The sequence below is a fragment of the Arthrobacter sp. TJ-263 genome (genome assembly GCF_058269155.1).
In genome coordinates, this window is the sequence record NZ_JBZCNE010000001.1 from 1,745,041 (window position 1) to 1,761,377 (window position 16,337).

Annotated in this window: 17 protein-coding genes and 1 riboswitch; of the genes, 8 read left to right on the forward strand and 9 right to left on the reverse strand. The window is 70.7% G+C overall.

Features of this window, described 5'->3' with window-relative positions; translation table 11 throughout:
- Position 1: 1 nt before the first annotated feature.
- The 4 genes from dnaK to AC4D2F_RS08285 form a co-directional block, all read right to left on the reverse strand.
- A complete protein-coding gene (dnaK, locus tag AC4D2F_RS08270; RefSeq protein WP_104167971.1) occupies positions 2–1,873 on the reverse strand; it encodes a molecular chaperone DnaK in 1,872 nt (623 codons plus the stop codon).
- A 138-nt stretch (positions 1,874–2,011) separates the two neighbouring features.
- A complete protein-coding gene (locus tag AC4D2F_RS08275; protein WP_104167970.1) occupies positions 2,012–3,325 on the reverse strand; it encodes a DUF2252 domain-containing protein in 1,314 nt (437 codons plus the stop codon).
- Between the two features lie 85 nt (positions 3,326–3,410).
- Complete coding sequence (locus AC4D2F_RS08280) at positions 3,411–4,406, reverse strand: permease prefix domain 1-containing protein (RefSeq protein ID WP_490910137.1); 996 nt, start codon at positions 4,404–4,406, stop codon at positions 3,411–3,413.
- Positions 4,403–4,747, reverse strand: a complete 345-nt coding sequence (locus tag AC4D2F_RS08285) for a PadR family transcriptional regulator (RefSeq protein ID WP_104167967.1) — start codon at positions 4,745–4,747, stop codon at positions 4,403–4,405. The genes AC4D2F_RS08280 and AC4D2F_RS08285 overlap by 4 nt, the downstream gene beginning before the upstream one ends.
- Before the next feature lie 104 nt (positions 4,748–4,851).
- Here AC4D2F_RS08285 and AC4D2F_RS08290 point away from each other — a divergent pair, with 104 nt between their 5' ends.
- Positions 4,852–5,073, forward strand: a complete 222-nt coding sequence (locus AC4D2F_RS08290) for a hypothetical protein (protein ID WP_490910138.1) — start codon at positions 4,852–4,854, stop codon at positions 5,071–5,073.
- 31 nt (positions 5,074–5,104) lie between these two features.
- Here AC4D2F_RS08290 and AC4D2F_RS08295 read toward each other — a convergent pair whose 3' ends face one another.
- Complete coding sequence (locus AC4D2F_RS08295) at positions 5,105–5,710, reverse strand: LysE/ArgO family amino acid transporter (RefSeq protein WP_490910139.1); 606 nt, start codon at positions 5,708–5,710, stop codon at positions 5,105–5,107.
- A 69-nt stretch (positions 5,711–5,779) separates the two neighbouring features.
- On the opposite strand from AC4D2F_RS08295, the gene AC4D2F_RS08300 reads away from it, so the two are divergent.
- Together AC4D2F_RS08300 and AC4D2F_RS08305 are read left to right on the forward strand one after the other, a co-directional pair.
- On the forward strand, positions 5,780–6,676 hold the full coding sequence (locus tag AC4D2F_RS08300; protein WP_490910140.1) for a LysR family transcriptional regulator ArgP: 897 nt from the start codon (positions 5,780–5,782) through the stop codon (positions 6,674–6,676).
- A gap of 113 nt (positions 6,677–6,789) precedes the next feature.
- Positions 6,790–6,864, forward strand: a riboswitch (cyclic di-GMP riboswitch).
- Between the two features lie 110 nt (positions 6,865–6,974).
- Positions 6,975–7,790: a response regulator transcription factor gene (locus AC4D2F_RS08305; RefSeq protein ID WP_490910141.1), complete on the forward strand. Its 816-nt coding sequence runs from the start codon at positions 6,975–6,977 to the stop codon at positions 7,788–7,790.
- On the opposite strand, the gene AC4D2F_RS08310 is transcribed toward AC4D2F_RS08305, so the two are convergent.
- From AC4D2F_RS08310 to AC4D2F_RS08325, 4 genes are all read right to left on the reverse strand, one after another.
- Complete coding sequence (locus AC4D2F_RS08310) at positions 7,787–8,221, reverse strand: hypothetical protein (RefSeq protein WP_490910142.1); 435 nt, start codon at positions 8,219–8,221, stop codon at positions 7,787–7,789. The genes AC4D2F_RS08305 and AC4D2F_RS08310 overlap by 4 nt on opposite strands.
- 222 nt (positions 8,222–8,443) lie before the next feature.
- Positions 8,444–8,704, reverse strand: a complete 261-nt coding sequence (locus AC4D2F_RS08315; protein WP_490910143.1) for a DUF6221 family protein — start codon at positions 8,702–8,704, stop codon at positions 8,444–8,446.
- A gap of 10 nt (positions 8,705–8,714) precedes the next feature.
- The gene (locus AC4D2F_RS08320; protein WP_490910144.1) at positions 8,715–9,407 is read right to left on the reverse strand and encodes an AAA family ATPase; all 693 of its coding nucleotides are present in this window, start codon (positions 9,405–9,407) and stop codon (positions 8,715–8,717) included.
- A gap of 100 nt (positions 9,408–9,507) precedes the next feature.
- Positions 9,508–11,661, reverse strand: a complete 2,154-nt coding sequence (locus AC4D2F_RS08325) for an MMPL family transporter (RefSeq protein ID WP_490910145.1) — start codon at positions 11,659–11,661, stop codon at positions 9,508–9,510.
- 102 nt (positions 11,662–11,763) lie between these two features.
- On the opposite strand from AC4D2F_RS08325, the gene AC4D2F_RS08330 reads away from it, so the two are divergent.
- From AC4D2F_RS08330 to pabB, 5 genes are read left to right on the forward strand one after another with little or no spacing between them, the layout of a single operon-like run.
- Positions 11,764–12,252 carry a MarR family winged helix-turn-helix transcriptional regulator gene (locus AC4D2F_RS08330; RefSeq protein ID WP_104167959.1) on the forward strand — a complete coding sequence of 163 codons (489 nt, stop codon included), beginning with the start codon at positions 11,764–11,766 and terminating at the stop codon, positions 12,250–12,252.
- Between the two features lie 10 nt (positions 12,253–12,262).
- On the forward strand, positions 12,263–13,060 hold the full coding sequence (locus AC4D2F_RS08335; protein WP_104167958.1) for a methyltransferase domain-containing protein: 798 nt from the start codon (positions 12,263–12,265) through the stop codon (positions 13,058–13,060).
- 25 nt (positions 13,061–13,085) lie between these two features.
- The gene (locus AC4D2F_RS08340) at positions 13,086–13,580 is read left to right on the forward strand and encodes a low molecular weight protein-tyrosine-phosphatase (protein WP_490910146.1); all 495 of its coding nucleotides are present in this window, start codon (positions 13,086–13,088) and stop codon (positions 13,578–13,580) included.
- Between the two features lie 39 nt (positions 13,581–13,619).
- Positions 13,620–14,237 (forward strand): LysE family transporter, encoded by a 618-nt coding sequence (locus tag AC4D2F_RS08345; protein ID WP_104167956.1) that lies wholly within the window; start codon positions 13,620–13,622, stop codon positions 14,235–14,237.
- A gap of 3 nt (positions 14,238–14,240) precedes the next feature.
- Entirely contained in the window at positions 14,241–16,322 is a 2,082-nt protein-coding gene (gene pabB, locus AC4D2F_RS08350; protein WP_490910147.1) for an aminodeoxychorismate synthase component I, read from the forward strand.
- Positions 16,323–16,337 lie beyond the last annotated feature (15 nt).

The window sequence follows — 16,337 nt, forward strand, 5'->3', positions numbered from 1 at the left end:
ACTACTTCTTCTCGCTGGTGTCTTCGTCAACCACTTCGGCGTCGACGATGTCCTCGTCGGTACCGGCGGAGGCTGGCTGGTCGTCGGCGGGCGCTGCGCCGGCCTGGCCGGCGTCCTGCTGCGCCGAGGCGTAGATCGCTTCGCCGAGCTTGGACTGCGAGGCCTGCAGCTTCTCGAAGGCCGCCTTGACCTCGTCGTCGTTGTCCTGCGTCTCCAGGGCCTTCTTGAGGGCGTCGACGTCGGCCTGGACCTCGGTCCTGACCTCCTCGGGCAGCTTGTCCGCGTTGTCGGCGATCAGCTTGTCCACCGAGTAGGCGAGCTGCTCGGCGCCGTTGCGGATGTCAGCGGCCTCGCGGCGCTTCTTGTCCTCGGCGGCGTGCTCTTCGGCCTCGCGCACCATGCGGTCGATGTCCTCCTTGGAGAGCGAGGAACCACCGGTGATGGTCATCGACTGCTCGGTGCCGGTGCCCTTGTCCTTGGCGGACACGTGCACGATGCCGTTGGCGTCGATGTCGAACGTGACCTCGACCTGCGGGACGCCGCGCGGAGCCGGTGCGATGCCGGTCAGCTCGAACGTGCCCAGCGGCTTGTTGTCACGCGTGAACTCACGCTCGCCCTGGAACACCTGGATGGCCACCGACGGCTGGTTGTCGTCCGCCGTGGTGAAGGTCTCGCTGCGCTTGGTGGGGATGGCCGTGTTGCGCTCGATGAGCTTGGTCATCATGCCGCCCTTGGTCTCGATGCCCAGGGACAGCGGGGTGACGTCGATGAGGAGGACGTCCTTGCGCTCGCCCTTCAGGACACCGGCCTGCAGCGCGGCACCGACGGCCACGACCTCGTCCGGGTTGACGCCCTTGTTGGGCTCCTTGCCGCCCGCGAGCTCCTTGACGAGCTCGCCGACGGCGGGCATGCGGGTGGAGCCGCCGACCAGGACGATGTGGTCGATGTCGGCCACCTTGATGCCGGCTTCGGTGATGACGTCGTGGAACGGCTTCTTCGTGCGGTCCAGGAGGTCCTTGGTGAGGTCCTGGAACTTGGCGCGGGAGAGGTGCTCGTCGAGGTGGACGGGGCCGTCCGGCGTCACCGAGAGGTACTGCAGGGAGATGTTGGTGGACGTCGCCGAGGACAGTTCCTTCTTGGCCTGCTCGGCGGCTTCCTTCAGTCTCTGCAGGGCGATCTTGTCCTTGGAGAGGTCGGCGCCCTTGGCCTTGGCCTGCGAGAGCAGGTAGTCCACGACGCGCTGGTCCCAGTCGTCGCCACCGAGGCGGTTGTCACCGGCGGTCGAGCGGACCTGGATGGTGGAGAAGGCGTCCTCGTCCTTGCCGACTTCGAGCAGGGAGACGTCGAACGTTCCGCCGCCGAGGTCGAACACGAGGATCAGCTCGTCCTCCTTGCCCTTGTCCAGGCCGTAGGCGAGGGCCGCGGCGGTGGGCTCGTTGACGATACGCAGCACCTTCAGGCCCGCGACCTCGCCGGCCTCCTTGGTGGCCTGGCGCTCGGCGTCGTTGAAGTACGCCGGCACGGTGATCACGGCGTCGGTGACCTTCTCGCCGAGGTAGCTCTCGGCGTCGGTCTTGAGCTTCTGGAGGATGCGCGCCGAGATCTCCTGCGGCGTGTACTTCTTGTCGTCGATGGCGACGTTCCAGTCGGTTCCCATGTGGCGCTTGACCGACGCGATGGTGCGGTCGATGTTGTTGACTGCCTGGCGCTTGGCGATCTCGCCCACCAGGACCTCGCCGGACTTGGAGAATGCGACGATCGACGGCGTGGTGCGGGCGCCCTCGGCGTTCGCGATGACGGTGGGCTCGCCGCCTTCGAGAACCGAGACGACCGAGTTGGTGGTTCCGAGGTCAATACCTACTGCACGTGACATGCAAATTCCTTTCGACTGCCCGGGGTTTGCGAGGCGCTCATCCGCCGGGCGCGTAGATTGAGCGTTCTGCACTCAAGTATACGGGCCGGCCGGGTCAGGTCCAAACGGAGTTGAGTCCGATCGACTCAACTCCGGCCTCTAGGCGGCCGGTACGGCGGTGATGAGTCCTTCGCGGAAGGCGTCCACGAAGAGCGCGTGGTCCTCGCGCACCGTGGCCGCGTAGGCCTCTCCGAACCCGACGATGTCCTCGAGGAAGTCCTCGCGTGAGCGGTCCACGGCGGCCAGGATGGCGGTCTCGGTGCGGAACGGTACGAGGTCATGGTCGCTGTCCTCGTCGGTCGAGCAGTGGATCTTCGCCGTCGCCTGCCCCAGCGCCTCGAGCACCGGCACCATCTGCTCGGGCTCGGTGAGGTCCTCCCAGGAGAGGTCCCGCTTGTAGGGTGAGAGCTCCGACACCACGAAGGAGACGCCGCGGATCGTCGTGTAGCCGAGGAACGGGTCGGTGTGGGTCTGCAGGGACCGCTGGCTGATGACGGCGCGGTGCCCGTCGTCCACGAAGTAGCCGCGGACCCGCTCGTCGTCCACGATCCGGCTGGGCGCAGCGATGTTCGACTGCTTCATCGTGAGGATGATGTCGTTCTCCTGGGCCTCGTCGAACCCCTCGATCAGCACGTTGTAGGTCGGCAGGCCGGCACTGCCGATCCCGAACCCCTTCTTGCCCACGATGCCCTTCACCCGGTAGAACACCCGCCGGCGGGACCGCTCGCTGTCCGGGATGGTGGAGAGGTAGCGGTCGAAGGCGTCGGCCACCTCCCGGTGCTCGTCGTCGTCGAGCACCCGGATCGACCCGTCGTCCCGGAACTGGCGCTCGTAGTCCTCGATGAGGGTGAGCGCGTCGAGCAGCCGCGTCCTGCGCGCCGCCCGGGCCTGCTGCAGCACCCGGTAGACGGGTCCGTCCGTGTTGTCGAGTCCGAAGGCGAAGGTGGACTGCTCGTCCTCCACGTAGTCCGCGACCCGGCCGAGATAGGCCTCGAGGTAGATGCGCGAGAGGTCGCGCACCGACTGCGACGGCAGTGCCTTCTGCCAGCACAGCAGCGTCAGCGACGCGACGAAGCGGCGGAGGTCCCACGAGAAGTGGCCCACGTAGGCCTCGTCGAAGTCGTTGACGTCGAACGTGAGGCGGCCCTCGTTGCTCATGTAGGTGCCGAAGTTCTCCGCGTGCAGGTCGCCGTGGATCCACACCCGGCTCGTGCGCTCGTCCGCCCAGGCGTCGTCGAGCTGTGCCATGTCGGTGTAGAACAGGGCCGCACTGCCCCGGTAGAAGGCGTACGGATCGGCGGCCATCTTCCGGAACCGCGCCCGGAAGGCGAGGGGGTCGACGCCCATGAGGTCCTGGTGGGCCTCCACGAGGGTGCTCACGATGTGCTGCTGACGGGACTCGGTGGCTGCCATCACGCCACCGTACGCGCGTTCCCTGTGGATCCCGACCGCGGGTGGAGAAGCGGGTGGAGAAGCGGGTGGAGAAGCGGGTGGAGGATCAGTGATGCGTGAGGACGGCGCGTTGCGGCGTGACGTGCGAGGCGCGTCGCGCCTTCAGGAACCCGTCCACCACATCCCAGGCGACGAACAGGACCACCACCCCGGTGACGATGGAGGCGATGGTCCAGCCGCCGCCGGTCGCGGCGGCCGGATCCCACCCGACGGCGTCGACGAAGTCGGGATTGAGCAGCCGCCCCCCGGACCACAGGAGGACCGCGGGCACCGCGAAGGCGAGGGCGAGGGCGAGGACGAGATTTACGACGGCGGCCGCCCAGGACCAGTCCCGCAGGTACAGCCAGGCCGCGAAGACGGCCTCGGCGGCGATCAGCCCGAGGAACCACGGGAGCCAGAAGGACCACAGCGCGGGATCGAGCAGCGGGACAGCGCTTCCGTCCGCGGCCCTGACGACGGAGGACACCTGCTGCCAGAGGACGGTCACCGCCAGGGCGGCGAGGAAGACGAGGGATGCGATGAACTCCGGCAGCCGGCTGCGCCGGGAGTGGTCGGGCAGTGCCGGGAGGCGGTCGGGCGACCACTCCACCCCGGTGTCGGTGACGCTCGCACGCTCGAGGACGGCGAACACCAGCGTGGTCCAGAAGCTGACGTGCACCGTGACGCTCAACGCGGTCGCCACCGCACTGCCGATGGCCGCACCGAGATCCCCCTCGCTCAGGAACTGCACGAGGAAGACCACCGTGGTGGCGATCGGGACCACGATGGACAGGAGGGTCTTCAGGAGCCGCATCCAGTCGAGGTAGTACCGGGGCCCGATCAGCAGGAGCGGGCGTTGCACGTAGTCGGCAGCGAGGCGTTCCGGGTCGCCCAGCTCCATGAGGGCCGAGCGTTCGGCGGTGCCGGGCTCCTCCCCGGCGGTGCGGTGCGCGTCGACGGCGTCGCCGATCATCTCCCGGATCTCGGGTTCGATCTCGGCGCGCTGGGAGTCCGGCACGGTGCGGACGGCTGCCCATACATAGCGATCGGTCAGCGTGGTCATGGCAGTTCCCCTTCGGCGAGGCGGTGCAGCGAGGCGGTCAGCCGATCCCAGTCGGCGGTGAGGGTGGCGGCGAGGTCGTCGCCGGCCGGGCTCGTCCGGTAGAACTTGCGCGGACGGGATTCGGCGGTGTCCCACTCGCTGGTCAGCAGGCCCTGCTTCTCGAGGCGCCGAAGGAGTGGATAGAGCGTGTTCGCGTCGACCTGGAGGTCCAGGTCGTCGAGCGAGCCCAGGAGCGCATACCCGTAGTCGGGGGTGCGCAGCCGGGTGAGGCACGCCAGGACGACCGTCCCGCGCCGCAGTTCCTGCAGATGTCCGGCGACCAGGCCCTCGTCGATTTCCATGTCAACACTATGGTGTGCGACGCACAGTGTAGGAAGAGGTGATCGGTTGTCGTCCCGGCGATCACCCGCCGGGGGTGATCCGCGGGAGTGCCATACTGTCGCCCATGGATCTCGAACAATGGTGGAACAGCGTCACGCCGCAGACCAGGGAGTGGCTGATCGCCCACAACGGTGAGGCGCTCACGCCAGAGGTGGTCGCCGAGATCAGCAGGGCCGGCGGCCTGGTGGCCTCCGAGTCGTGGTGGATGGGCGAGCGCAGCCCCGACGGCATCCTGCTCTCGGACGCGGCGACGGACTGGATCGAGGAGCGCGCCAACGAGGAATAGCCGCGGGTAGCGCCGCGACCACCGACGCGCGCTACCGCAGGACGAGGAGCACGGCCAGCAGGAGCATGACGGCGGCGATCAGTGCATCGAGGATGCGCCAGGCCCAGGGGCGGGCGAAGACGGGGGCGAGGAAGCGCGCCCCCACGCCGAGCGCCGAGAACCACAGGATGCTGCCGAGGGCGGCGCCCGCGCCGAACCACCACCGGCCCGGCGTGCCGTGCGTGTTCGCGAGTGATCCCAGCAGCAGCACGGTGTCGAGATAGACGTGCGGATTGAGCCAGGTGAGGGCGAGGCAGGTTCCGAGCGCGGCACGCCAGGACGTCGTCGCGGGCCCTCCGTCGACGTCGAGCCGCTCCCCCTGGAGCGCGCGCCGCCCCGCGAGGACGGCGTATCCCGTGAGGAAAGCCGCCCCGGCCCAGCGCACCACCTCCACGAGCACGGGGGCCTGCTCGATCGCCGCTCCCAACCCGCCGACGCCGAGCACGATGAGCACGAGGTCCGAGACGGCGCACACCACCACGACCAGCGCGACATGGGACCGCCGCAGGCCCTGGCGCAGCACGAAGGCGTTCTGCGAGCCGATGGCGACGATCAGGGTCAGTCCGGCGGCGAAGCCGGTGGCGGCGGTGGAGATCACGGAACCAACCTAGGGCCGGCACTTATGCTTAGACAAACTAATGCTTCTTCACCGAGATAAGAGTTGCTTATGCGATTAGTCGATCCGGGACAGGCCGAAGCCCTTGCGGCGATCATCGAGAAGGGCAGTTTCGAGGCAGCGGCCTCCACGCTGTCCGTCTCGCCCTCAGCGATCAGCCAGCGGATCCGGGCCCTCGAGGTGGCCGTCGGGCGCCCGGTCCTCACCCGCACACGCCCCCTCCGCCCCACCGGAGCGGGAGAGGCGATCGTCCGCTTCGCGCGGCAGCTCGAACTGCTGTCGGCGGACCTCGCCACCGAGCTCGACTCCGCCCGCGACGGCCCCCGCCGGCGGATCACGATCGTGGCCAATGGCGACTCCCTGCACACCTGGGTACTGCCGGCCCTCGCCCGCGTCGCAGACACCCTGCAGCTCGAGATCCTCCGGGAGGACGAGGACTACTCCCTCGACCTGCTGCGCAGCGGTGCCGCCTCGGCGGCCATCACGTCCGTGGCCACTCCCGTGCAGGGATGTTCCTCGCAGCCGCTCGGCGTCATGCGCTACGTGCCCGTCTGTTCCGTGGACTTCCGGGACACCTGGTTCGCCGACGGGGCGACGCCGGAACGGCTCTCCCGCGCCCCCGTGGTCCTCTTCGACCGGAAGGACGACCTCCAGGACCAGTACCTCCGTTCGCGCATCCGCAGTGCCTTCGACCCGCCGCGTCACTTCCTGCCCGCGGCGCAGGCCTTCGCGGACGCGATCCGCTTCGGCATGGGGTGGGGCCTCGTGTCCGAACTGGAGTTGCGGTCCGACCCCCAGGGCCTCGTCCTGCTCGACCCGGGAGGCCACGTGGACGTCCCCCTGTACTGGCAGCAGTGGCGCCACGGATCCACGTCCCTGGCTGCCGTCAGCGACACGGTACTGCGGTCCGCGGCGCTCCTCCTCCGCCCACCTGCGCGGAGGAGCTGACGGCGAGGGAGACACCCTGCGTCGGGTGCCGTGGCGCCACGGACCGACGGCGCTCCCCGTCGTTCATGACGGTGTCCGTGGGGGTTGCTACTATCGTCGAGCGAGCAGCCGCTCGTCGACAAAGGCAAACCCGGTGCGAGCCGGGGACGCAAAGCCACGGGACCCCTGAGGTCAGCCGGGCCGCCGAAGAGAACAGGTCCACGGAGTATGCCTCGGACACGCCACGTCCCCCCAGTTCCCAGACCCGCCCGCCGGCAGACCACGGCCGCCCCACGGAACCGCCCCGGTGCAGCACGCGATGAATAGCTCCCCACCGGGCGATCGTCGGGCCGCCGTCGTCATCGAGGACGATCTCGACATCCGGAACCTGGTCTGCGCCGTCCTGGAACAGGGCGGCTTCGTGGTCAGTGGTGCGACCACCGGGCGCGACGGTGTCGACGTGGTCCGCCAGCAGCACCCGATGCTGGTGACCCTGGACATCGGGCTCCCCGATATCGACGGTTACGAGGTCCTGCGCCGGATCCGCAACACCACCGACTGCTACGTGATCGTGCTCAGCGGCCACAGCGACGAGATGGACATCCTCACCGCACTCCAGGCCGGAGCCGACGACTACGTCCTGAAGCCGTTCCGGCCCCGCGAACTGCGGGCCCGCATCGACGCGATGCTCCGCCGCCCCCGCATCGGGCAGAACACGCACTCCCCGCCGGCCCGGACCGAGGCACTCGCAACCCCCGCGCCCACCCCGTCCGACGACGATGCCGTCCCGGCGAAGTCCGCCAACGTCCTGCGAAACGGCGGCATCACGGTGGACGGCGACGCGCGGATCGCCAGCTGTGCCGGCGTGGAACTGCCGCTCACGAAGACCGAATTCAATCTGCTGTACGAGCTGATGCGCGGCAACGGCGCCGTCCGGACCAAGGAGGAGCTGGTCCGGGTGTCCCGGGGCGGGGACTACCGGGGGTACAACTTCGTCAGCCGTACGGACGAGCGGGCCATCGAGGTGCATATCGCGAATCTCCGCCAGAAGCTGGCGCGCGTGGACGGCGGCCCGGACCTCATCACGACGGTGCGGGGCGTGGGGTTCCGCGTCGTGCCCCGGGACAAGGACTAGCTGAGAGCTGCCGCCGCCCCGGGGTGATCCGGGTAGCCTGCCCGCAGCACCCCGAGCGTGTCCGCTGCGCACGCACGCAGCAGGGCGCTCGCGCGCCGGGCGCCGTCGAGGTCGTGGGCGATTATCATTCGGTGGACCACCCGCGCAGCCTGGTCGAGGCGGACCGCGCCCACCATCATGGCCGACGTCGTCACGCTGAGGACGGCGTCCTCGGCGCCCGTGGCATCGCCGGCCCCGATCCTCAGCTCCAACCGCTCGAGCTTGCCCTCGAGCGTCGCGGAGAAGTCACGCGCGAACCGGAGGACGACGGCGGGGTCGGAGAAGTCGTGCGCCATGTCCCCGAGGACCGAGGGGTCCACGAGGGGCGCCGCCTTGCCCGGCGCGTCGAGGGACGGGGCGGCATCGTGTGGGAGGGGTGCCGCGCCGTCCACCGGATACCGGCCCTGATACTGGTCAGGGCCTGACGGAGTCGAAGGTAGGGGCACACTCCAAGCCTAGCGATGGCAGGTGGGCGGCGTGCACCTGCAAGGAGTTCTTGCGCAAAGCTTGCGCTGGAGCAGGACGTTTGCCGGTACGACCGCTGCGCTTCACCGTCCCGTCACCCGGTGCCGGCCGGGCGGCGTCGGGCTCCGGGCGCCTGAGCCGTCCTCCGGTCAGGCCTTCCACTCCGGCCGGTAGCCCCCGTGGCCGGCCCAGGGACCGGCGAGCAGCTTCAGCACGCTCGACCCGTGGGGCTCACCGAGGTCGGCGAGCGCGAACTGCAGGAGACGCCGCTTGGCCTCGCATTCCGACAGGACCCGCGCGGGCTCGTACCAGCCCCGCGCACCCCACACTTCTTCCGGGAGGGTGCCCGTGCGGGCGGCTTTCTCGTCCTCGGTGATGCGTGCGTCGAGGAAGGCGGCGATCTCGTTCATACCTGAAACCTTATCCAGCGGGAGCAGCTGCATCGTCCACCCCACGCGGAGGACGGTCCGCCGTCGCGCACCGCGCCGCGACCCGGCTGGACCCGCCGACGATCCCCTCGAGCTCCTCGACGACCCGGGGCTGCGCGCCGTCGGCATCCACGCGCCGGAAACCCGCGAATTCAGGAAGCCCGAGGTAGGCGTCGCGGTAGGCCCGGAGGTGCTCCACGCGTTCGGAGTCGGCGCCCCGCGCGGTGATCCGGCGGAGGGCCTCCTCCGGGCTGACGTCGAGGAACACGACGACGTCCGGGGCCGGCAGCGTGCGGGCCAGCGCAGCGAGGAACCTGCCCCGCGGCAGTCCGCGGGTGGTGCGCAGCGCCTGCTGGCAGTGCAGGTGCCGGTCCAGGATGACGACGCCGTCGAACCGGTGGGCGCGCAGGTGGTTGGTGAGCACGTTGACCGCCCGGACCACGGATTCCAGGAGGTCGAGGGTCCGTGGCGGAACGTCGAGGCCGAGCCGCGCGGTCCACGTCGTCATGGTGCGCCGGCCCGATGGATTGGCGAGGACCATGGTGGGCGTCGTGGTGCCGAGGAGCCCGCCGAGCGCCGAGGCGGCCGTCGTCTTGCCCGCGCCGTCGATGCCCACCAGGGCGACGACGAAGCGACGCACCGGACGGCGGGCTCGCCTGTCGGGGGGTCTCGTTCGGGGAGTCATCCTCCAGTTATACGGGTTGATCCTAGGAGCCCTCCCGGCCCGGGCTGTGCCGGAGCCGGGAGACGGGCCGTTCCCCGCGGGACCGGGTCGGCCCGGCCCGTTACCGCGGGGACGGCACCCTGCCGAGCCGGGACGGCCACCAGATCCTCGGGCCGATGTCGTACGCCAGGGCCGGGATGAGCAGCGAGCGCACCAGGATGGTGTCGAGGAGGACACCGAAGGCCACGATGAACGCGATCTGCGCGAGGAACAGGATCGGGATCACGCCCAGTGCGGCGAAGGTCGCCGCCAGGACCACGCCGGCCGAGGTGATGACGCCGCCCGTCACGCCGAGCCCCCGCAGGATGCCGGGCCGCGTGCCGATCCGGAGGGACTCCTCCCGGACCCGGGTCATCAGGAAGATGTTGTAGTCCACGCCCAGGGCCACCAGGAACACGAAGCCGAACAGCGGCACCGACGCGTCGGCCCCCTCGAACCCGAGGACGGTGTTGAACACCACCGCCGAGACGCCGAGCGCCGTGGCATAGGAGAGCGCAACGCTGGCCACGAGGAGTACCGGCGCGAGCACGGAACGGAGCAGGATGATCAGCACCACGAGGATGACCGCCAGGACGATCGGGATGATCTTGACGAGGTCGGCGAGCGCGGTGTCGTTCGTGTCGATCGCCACCGCCGTGACGCCGCCCACCAGCGCGTCTCCTCCGCCGACGTCGTCGAGCGCGGTCCGCAGCCCGCGGACGACGTCCTCCGCCTGTTCGGAGTCGGCCTGGTACTCGAGCGTGCCGCTGATGAGGACCTGCCCGTCCTCGACGACGGCGGCGCCGCTCGGGTCAGCGGTCACGGCGGCGTCGGAGATGCCCTCCTGCGCCGAGACGACGTCGAGCGCGGCCTCCTGGTCGGCCTCCGGGGCGACGACGTAGACGGGGCTCCCGGAGCCGGCGTCGAAGTGGCGGGCGAGGGCCTCCTGGCCGTCGACCGCGTTGGACGGCGTCAGGATCAGGGCGGACTGCGGGACGCCGTTGGCCTGCAGCTGGGTCAGCCCGAGGGCGCCCGCCACCAGGACGAGCAGCGACGCGATCCACAGCACGCGCGGGCGGCGGCCCACGAGCAGGGCCACGCGCCGCCAGAGTCCCTTCAGCCGTTCGAGCCCGGTCTCCGGCCCGGCGCCGGTCGCCGCGGCGTGCCTGCCGTGGTGCGGGGCGACGACGGCGGCCGACGCGGGGTTGTAGCGCGGGAGCAGGGGCCAGAAGGCCGCCCTGCCGAACAGGAGGAGGAACGCGGGGAGGAGCGTGAGCGCCGCGGCGAGCGAGAAGGCGATGCCGATGGCGGCGATCGGCCCGAGGCTCCGGTTCGAGTTGAGATCCGAGAAGAGCAGGCACAGCAGGCCGAGGATCACGGTGGCGCCCGAGGCGAGGATCGGCTCGATCGAACCGCGGTAGGCCACGCGCATGGCCTGCCACTTCGTCTCGTTCTCCGTGAGCGCCTCCCGGAACCGGGCGACGAGCAGCAGCGCGTAGTCCGTGGCGGCGCCGATCACGAGGATCGAGAGGATGCCCTGGCTCTGGCCGCTGAGCTGGATCACGTCGAGCGTCGCGAGCCAGAAGATCAGCAGGATCGACGTCGCCAGCGCGAACACCGAGGTCAGCAGGACGAGGAACGGCAGCACGATGGACCGGTAGACGACGAGGAGGATGAGGAACACCGCGCCGAGGGCGACGGCGAGCAGGATGCCGTCGATCCCGCCGAAGGCCTCGACGAGGTCGTTGGTGAACCCGGCCGGGCCGGTCACGTAGCCGGTGACGCCCTCGGGCAGGTCGTCGTCGAGGATGGTGCGCAGCTCGCCGACCACCTCCGCGAGTTCCGCGTCGGAGGAGACGAAGCCGATGTACTGGACGGCGAACCCGTCCTCCGACGGGATGGGACCGGCGACCGCCGGCGCCCCCTCGGCCGGGGGTTCGAGGCCCTCGACACCGCCGAGCGTCGCGCCGAGCTCCTCGTAGGAGCCGAGGTCCCGCGGATCGATCGCGGTGTCCGATTCCGCGACGATCACGGCGGGAACGGCGTCCGAGTCACTGAACCTCTGCTGCAGTTCCCCGGCTTCCGTCGACTCGGCGCCGGCGGGCAGGAAGGACGCCTGGTCGTTGCTCGAAACCTCCTCGAGCCGCCCGAAGGTCGGGCCGCCCACCGCCGCTCCGATCAGCCAGATCAGGACCACCACGACGGGCAGCAGCACCCTCAGCCATCTGTTCTTCATCGCACTCCACACCTCTCCAGGGGTATCTCTACAGCAAAGTATATCTATGATGGAGATAGTTGGGAACGGGCCTAAGCTGGGAGGGACAGGAGGCGAGGATCCATGGCCACGAGGGACGAGCTCATGGCACTCATGCGGCAGTTCACCATCGAGACCGAGCGCTACGTGGAGGCCGCCAGTGAGCGCGACAGCCTGTACCGCACCGATCTCCATGCCCTGAGCATCATGATGGGCGCTGCCCGGGCCGGCCTCACCGTCACCCCCGGCCTGCTGCGCGAGGAGCTGAATCTGAGCTCGCCGGCCACCACGGCCCTGGTCGACCGCCTCGATTCCGCCGGCCACGTCACACGGCGACGCAGTGAGGTCGACCGGCGGCAGGTCCACCTCCAGCTGACCGAGAAGGCCCTCAGCACCGGCGCGATGCTGTTCGCCCCGCTCGCCCGCCACATCAACGGCGTCTTCGACCAGTACACGGACGAGCAGCTGTCACTGCTGCGCGACATGATGCAGAAGATCACCGACGCCACGGTCGCCGCGAAGGACGACGCGCGGGACGGCGTCGGGCTGGCTGCGGACCGGTCCGCCGGTTAGCCTTCCAGGCATGAACAACGAGGTCTATTCCCACGGACACCACCCGAGCGTGACGGCTGCACATGCGATGCGCACGGTGACGTCGTCGGCCGCCTACCTCGAGCCCTTCCTCGAGGCCGGCATGGACCTGCTGGACATCGGGTGCGGACCGGGCAGCATCACCGCGGGGTTCGCGGATCTCGTGGCCCCCGGATGGGTGACCGGCATCGACCGGTCGGCCGACGTCGTCGCGCAGGCGTCCGCCACCCACGCGGACGTGGCCAACGTGGAGTTCCGCGAGGGCAACGTGTACGACCTCGACGTCCCCGACGAATCGTTCGACGTCGTGCACGCGCACCAGGTGCTGCAGCACCTCGCGGACCCGGTGGCTGCGCTCCGGGAGATGCGGCGCGTCGTGCGGCCGGGGGGCATCGTGGCCGCCCGCGAGGCGGACTTCGGCGCGATGACCTGGTACCCGGCGGTCGGCGAGCTCGACGAGTGGCGGGAGCTGTACGGGGAGCTGGCCCGCGGGAACGGCGGCGAGCCCGACGCCGGCCGGCGGTTGCCGGGGTGGGCGGCCGCGGCCGGCTTCGCGGACGTCGAGGTGTCGTCGTCGAACTGGGTGTACGCCACCGCCGCGGACAGGCGCGCGCATGCGGAGTCCTGGGCCGAGCGCGTGGAGCACTCCGCCTTCGCCGAGCAGACCATCGAGCGGGGACTCGCCGACCGGCAGACCCTGCAGCGCCTGGCCGAGGGCTGGCGCAGGTGGGGGCGTGCCGAGGACGCCGTGTTCCTCATGCCGAGCGTCGAGATTCTCGCCCGCGCCTGAGCCGGTGCGCCGATAGGCTGGCGGGATGTACCGCATCGTCACCGTCTGCACGGGCAACATCTGCCGCTCGCCCATGGCGGAGCTCATGCTCGCGCACGCCTTCAGGCAGGCGGGACTGCAGCAGTACGTCGCCGTCGATTCCGCGGGGACCACCGACTGGGAGGCCGGGAAGCCCATCGACGAGCGGGCGGCCGCGAAGCTGGCGGAACTCGGCATCGAGAGCCACCTGCACCGTGCCCGACGCTTCGAGGTCGTCTGGTACCGGGAGCGGGACCTCATCCTCGCCCTGGACCTCGACCACTACCGGGAGCTGCGCCGGGACGCCCCGGACGGTGACGCACGGGACAGGATCCACCTCCTGCGCGAGTTCGATCCGACGACGACGGACGCCGACCTCGAGGATCTCGGGATCTACGACCCCTGGTACGGCGACGCCAGCGACTTCGAAGCCACCTGGCGGATGGTCCACGGCGCGGTGGAGGGCGTCGTCCAGTTCGTGCGCCACGAACTCGACGCCTGACGTTCCCGCGCCCCGACCGGCAATGCTTACCATGAACGGGTGAACCCCTCCCTCTGGCTGGCGCTGCTCGGCGCCGGGACCCTGATCAGCTTCGTGCCCGGGGCGGGTGCCGTGAACACCATGAGCAACGCGCTGACCGTCGGTTTCCGCCGCTCCATCTGGGGGATCCTCGGCCAGCAGGCGGCCCTCCTGGTGCACATCGGTGTCGCGGCGGCGGGCGTGGGACTGCTCGTGACCAACTCGCCGCTGGCGTTCGACGTCATCCGGTACACCGGCGCCGCGTACCTCGTGTACCTGGGCGTGCGGAAGTTCCTGCAGAAGCCCGAGCATGACGAGGCCCGGGCCCGGCAGGGCACCGAGGGCGCGCTCTCGATGGTCCGCCGCGGCCTCTGGGTCAACCTGCTCAACCCGAAGGCCATCGTGTTCTTCCTCGCCCTGATCCCCCAGTTCATCCGCCCGGACCGCCCGCTGCTCGGCCAGTACGCCGTCCTGGCCGCGACCGTCGTCGTCATCGACGTGCTCGTCATGTGGTTCTTCTACGCCGGCGCCGCCCGCTCGTTCCGGCGCTTCACGCAGGACGACCGCGGGCAGGTGGTCCTCAACCGCACCTTCGGCTCGCTCTTCGTCGGCGTCGGCGCCCTGCTCGCCGTGGCCTGACCCGTGCCCTCCGACACGCCCCTGCTCATCGCCGTCGACGGGCGGTCCGGGGCGGGCAAGACCACCCTCGCCGTCGAGCTCGCCGCCCTCCTCCGGGAGCACCACAGCGTCAGCCTCTTCCACCTCGAGGACATCTACCCGGGCTGGGACGGGCTCGACGACGGCATCGGCGCCTACGTGGAGCGCGTCCTCCTCCCCCTGCGGGACGGGCGGCCCGCACACTGGAACGCCTGGGACTGGGACCGCGGGCAGGCCGGCGCCGCACGGACCACGGCGCCGGCCGAGATCGTGCTCCTGGAAGGGGTGGGCGCCGCGGCTGCTGCGGCGCGGCCCCACCTCGACGCGGTGATCTGGATCGAGGCGGACGCCGGGATCCGGCACCGGACCGCGATCGAACGCGACGGCGAGGCCTACGCGCCCTTCTGGCAGCGCTGGGCGGACCAGGAGGACGCCTGGTTGGCGGGCGACGATCCCGCCGCCGTCGCCGACGTCGTCGTGCAGGGCCACCGCGGGGTCCCGTCACCGCAGGCCGTCCGCCTCGCACTCACGGGACTGCCGGCGTGCGCGATCCTGCTCGCGCCGGAGCGCGCGGGCCGGCGCGGGCTCCGGCTGGACTGCGAGCGCATCGACGCGACGCCGGACACCGCGGCGCTGTTCTCCACCCTGCACGGCGCGTCCCCCGCCGCGGTCTGGCTGGACAGCTCCGACACCGGGACCACGACGGCCCGGCCGGAGGGGCGCAACCGCTTCAGCATCCTGGCGGACGCGTCCGGCGCCTTCGGGCAGCAGGCCCTGCACCGGGACGGCATCACGGAGATCACGGCGGGCCCGGTCACCACGCGCATCCGCGAACCCTTCTTCCGCTGGCTCGACGACGTCTGGGGACGCCGGGCGGTCCGCCCCCCGGAGGGCTTCGCCTGCGGGTTCGGCCTGGGGTGGCTGGGCTACCTCGGCTACGAGCTCAAGCGGGAGACGGGCGGCGCCTCCGTACCCACCCCGGCCGATGCCCTCCCGGACGCCGCCCTGATCTTCGCGGGCCGCGCCGTCGTCGTGGACCACGCCGAGGCGGCCGTGTTCCTGCTCACGCTCACGGACGGGCGGCGCGACCCGGACCGGGAGTCCTGGCTGACGGAGGCCCGCCACGCCGTCGCGGCGCCGTCCCCCGTCCCGCCGTCACCGCCGCCCCCGGCACCCCGGTTCGCTGCCCGGGACTCCCGCGAGGAGTACCTCGCGAAGACCCGGCGCGCGCAGGCCGAGATCGCCGACGGCAACACGTACGAGGTGTGCCTGACGACGTCGCTCTCAGCCCGCGTGGAACGCCTCGATCCGCTGGCGACGTATCTCCGCCTGCGGGCCGCGAGTCCGGCGCCCTTCGCGCACTACCTCCGCTTCCCGGGCTTCGCCGTCGCCAGCACCTCGCCCGAACGCTTCCTGAAGCTCACACAGGACGGCTTCATGCAGGCGGAACCCATCAAGGGCACGCGCGGTCGATCGGCGGATCCGACGGAGGACGCCGGCCTGCTCGAGGACCTCCGGACCTCGGAGAAGGACCGGGCGGAGAACATCATGATCGTGGACCTGCTCCGCAACGACCTCTCCCACCACGCGGTCCCGGGCTCGGTCACCGTCAGCCGGCTGTGCGACATCGAGTCCTATGCCACCGTGCACCAGATGGTGAGCAGCATCGACGCCCGGCTGCGGCCGGGTAGCGCACGCGCCGGGGTGATCGGGTCCGCCTTCCCTGCCGGCTCGATGACGGGCGCGCCGAAGATCAGCACCATGGCCATCCTCGACCGCCTGGAGCAGGGTCCGCGCGGCCCCTACTCGGGTGTCGCCGGGTACTTCAGCCTGACCGGCGCCACGGACCTCGCCGTCGTGATCCGCACCCTCGTGCTGGCGGAGGACGGCGACGCGACACGTCTCACGCTGGGCGTCGGCGGGGCGATCACGGCCGACTCGGACCCGGCCGAGGAGTGGGCCGAGGTGCGGACGAAGGCGCGCGGCGTGCTGTCTGCCCTGGGCTCCGGCTTCCCGGCCGACGACGGGCACCCTGCAGCCCTGCGCGGCGCCGGGGTCGGACCGTGACGGCCCTCCACCCCA

Coding starts and splice junctions, on each gene's coding strand:
- AC4D2F_RS08320 (WP_490910144.1), bottom strand. CDS start 9,407: ATGACTCCCCGAACGAGACCCCCCGACAGGCGAGCCCGCCGTCCGGTG.
- AC4D2F_RS08300 (WP_490910140.1), top strand. CDS start 5,780: ATGCGATTAGTCGATCCGGGACAGGCCGAAGCCCTTGCGGCGATCATC.
- AC4D2F_RS08325 (WP_490910145.1), bottom strand. CDS start 11,661: ATGAAGAACAGATGGCTGAGGGTGCTGCTGCCCGTCGTGGTGGTCCTG.
- AC4D2F_RS08305 (WP_490910141.1), top strand. CDS start 6,975: ATGAATAGCTCCCCACCGGGCGATCGTCGGGCCGCCGTCGTCATCGAG.
- AC4D2F_RS08285 (WP_104167967.1), bottom strand. CDS start 4,747: ATGGAAATCGACGAGGGCCTGGTCGCCGGACATCTGCAGGAACTGCGG.
- dnaK (WP_104167971.1), bottom strand. CDS start 1,873: ATGTCACGTGCAGTAGGTATTGACCTCGGAACCACCAACTCGGTCGTC.
- AC4D2F_RS08335 (WP_104167958.1), top strand. CDS start 12,263: ATGAACAACGAGGTCTATTCCCACGGACACCACCCGAGCGTGACGGCT.
- AC4D2F_RS08340 (WP_490910146.1), top strand. CDS start 13,086: ATGTACCGCATCGTCACCGTCTGCACGGGCAACATCTGCCGCTCGCCC.
- AC4D2F_RS08280 (WP_490910137.1), bottom strand. CDS start 4,406: ATGACCACGCTGACCGATCGCTATGTATGGGCAGCCGTCCGCACCGTG.
- AC4D2F_RS08290 (WP_490910138.1), top strand. CDS start 4,852: ATGGATCTCGAACAATGGTGGAACAGCGTCACGCCGCAGACCAGGGAG.
- AC4D2F_RS08275 (WP_104167970.1), bottom strand. CDS start 3,325: ATGGCAGCCACCGAGTCCCGTCAGCAGCACATCGTGAGCACCCTCGTG.
- AC4D2F_RS08315 (WP_490910143.1), bottom strand. CDS start 8,704: ATGAACGAGATCGCCGCCTTCCTCGACGCACGCATCACCGAGGACGAG.
- AC4D2F_RS08330 (WP_104167959.1), top strand. CDS start 11,764: ATGGCCACGAGGGACGAGCTCATGGCACTCATGCGGCAGTTCACCATC.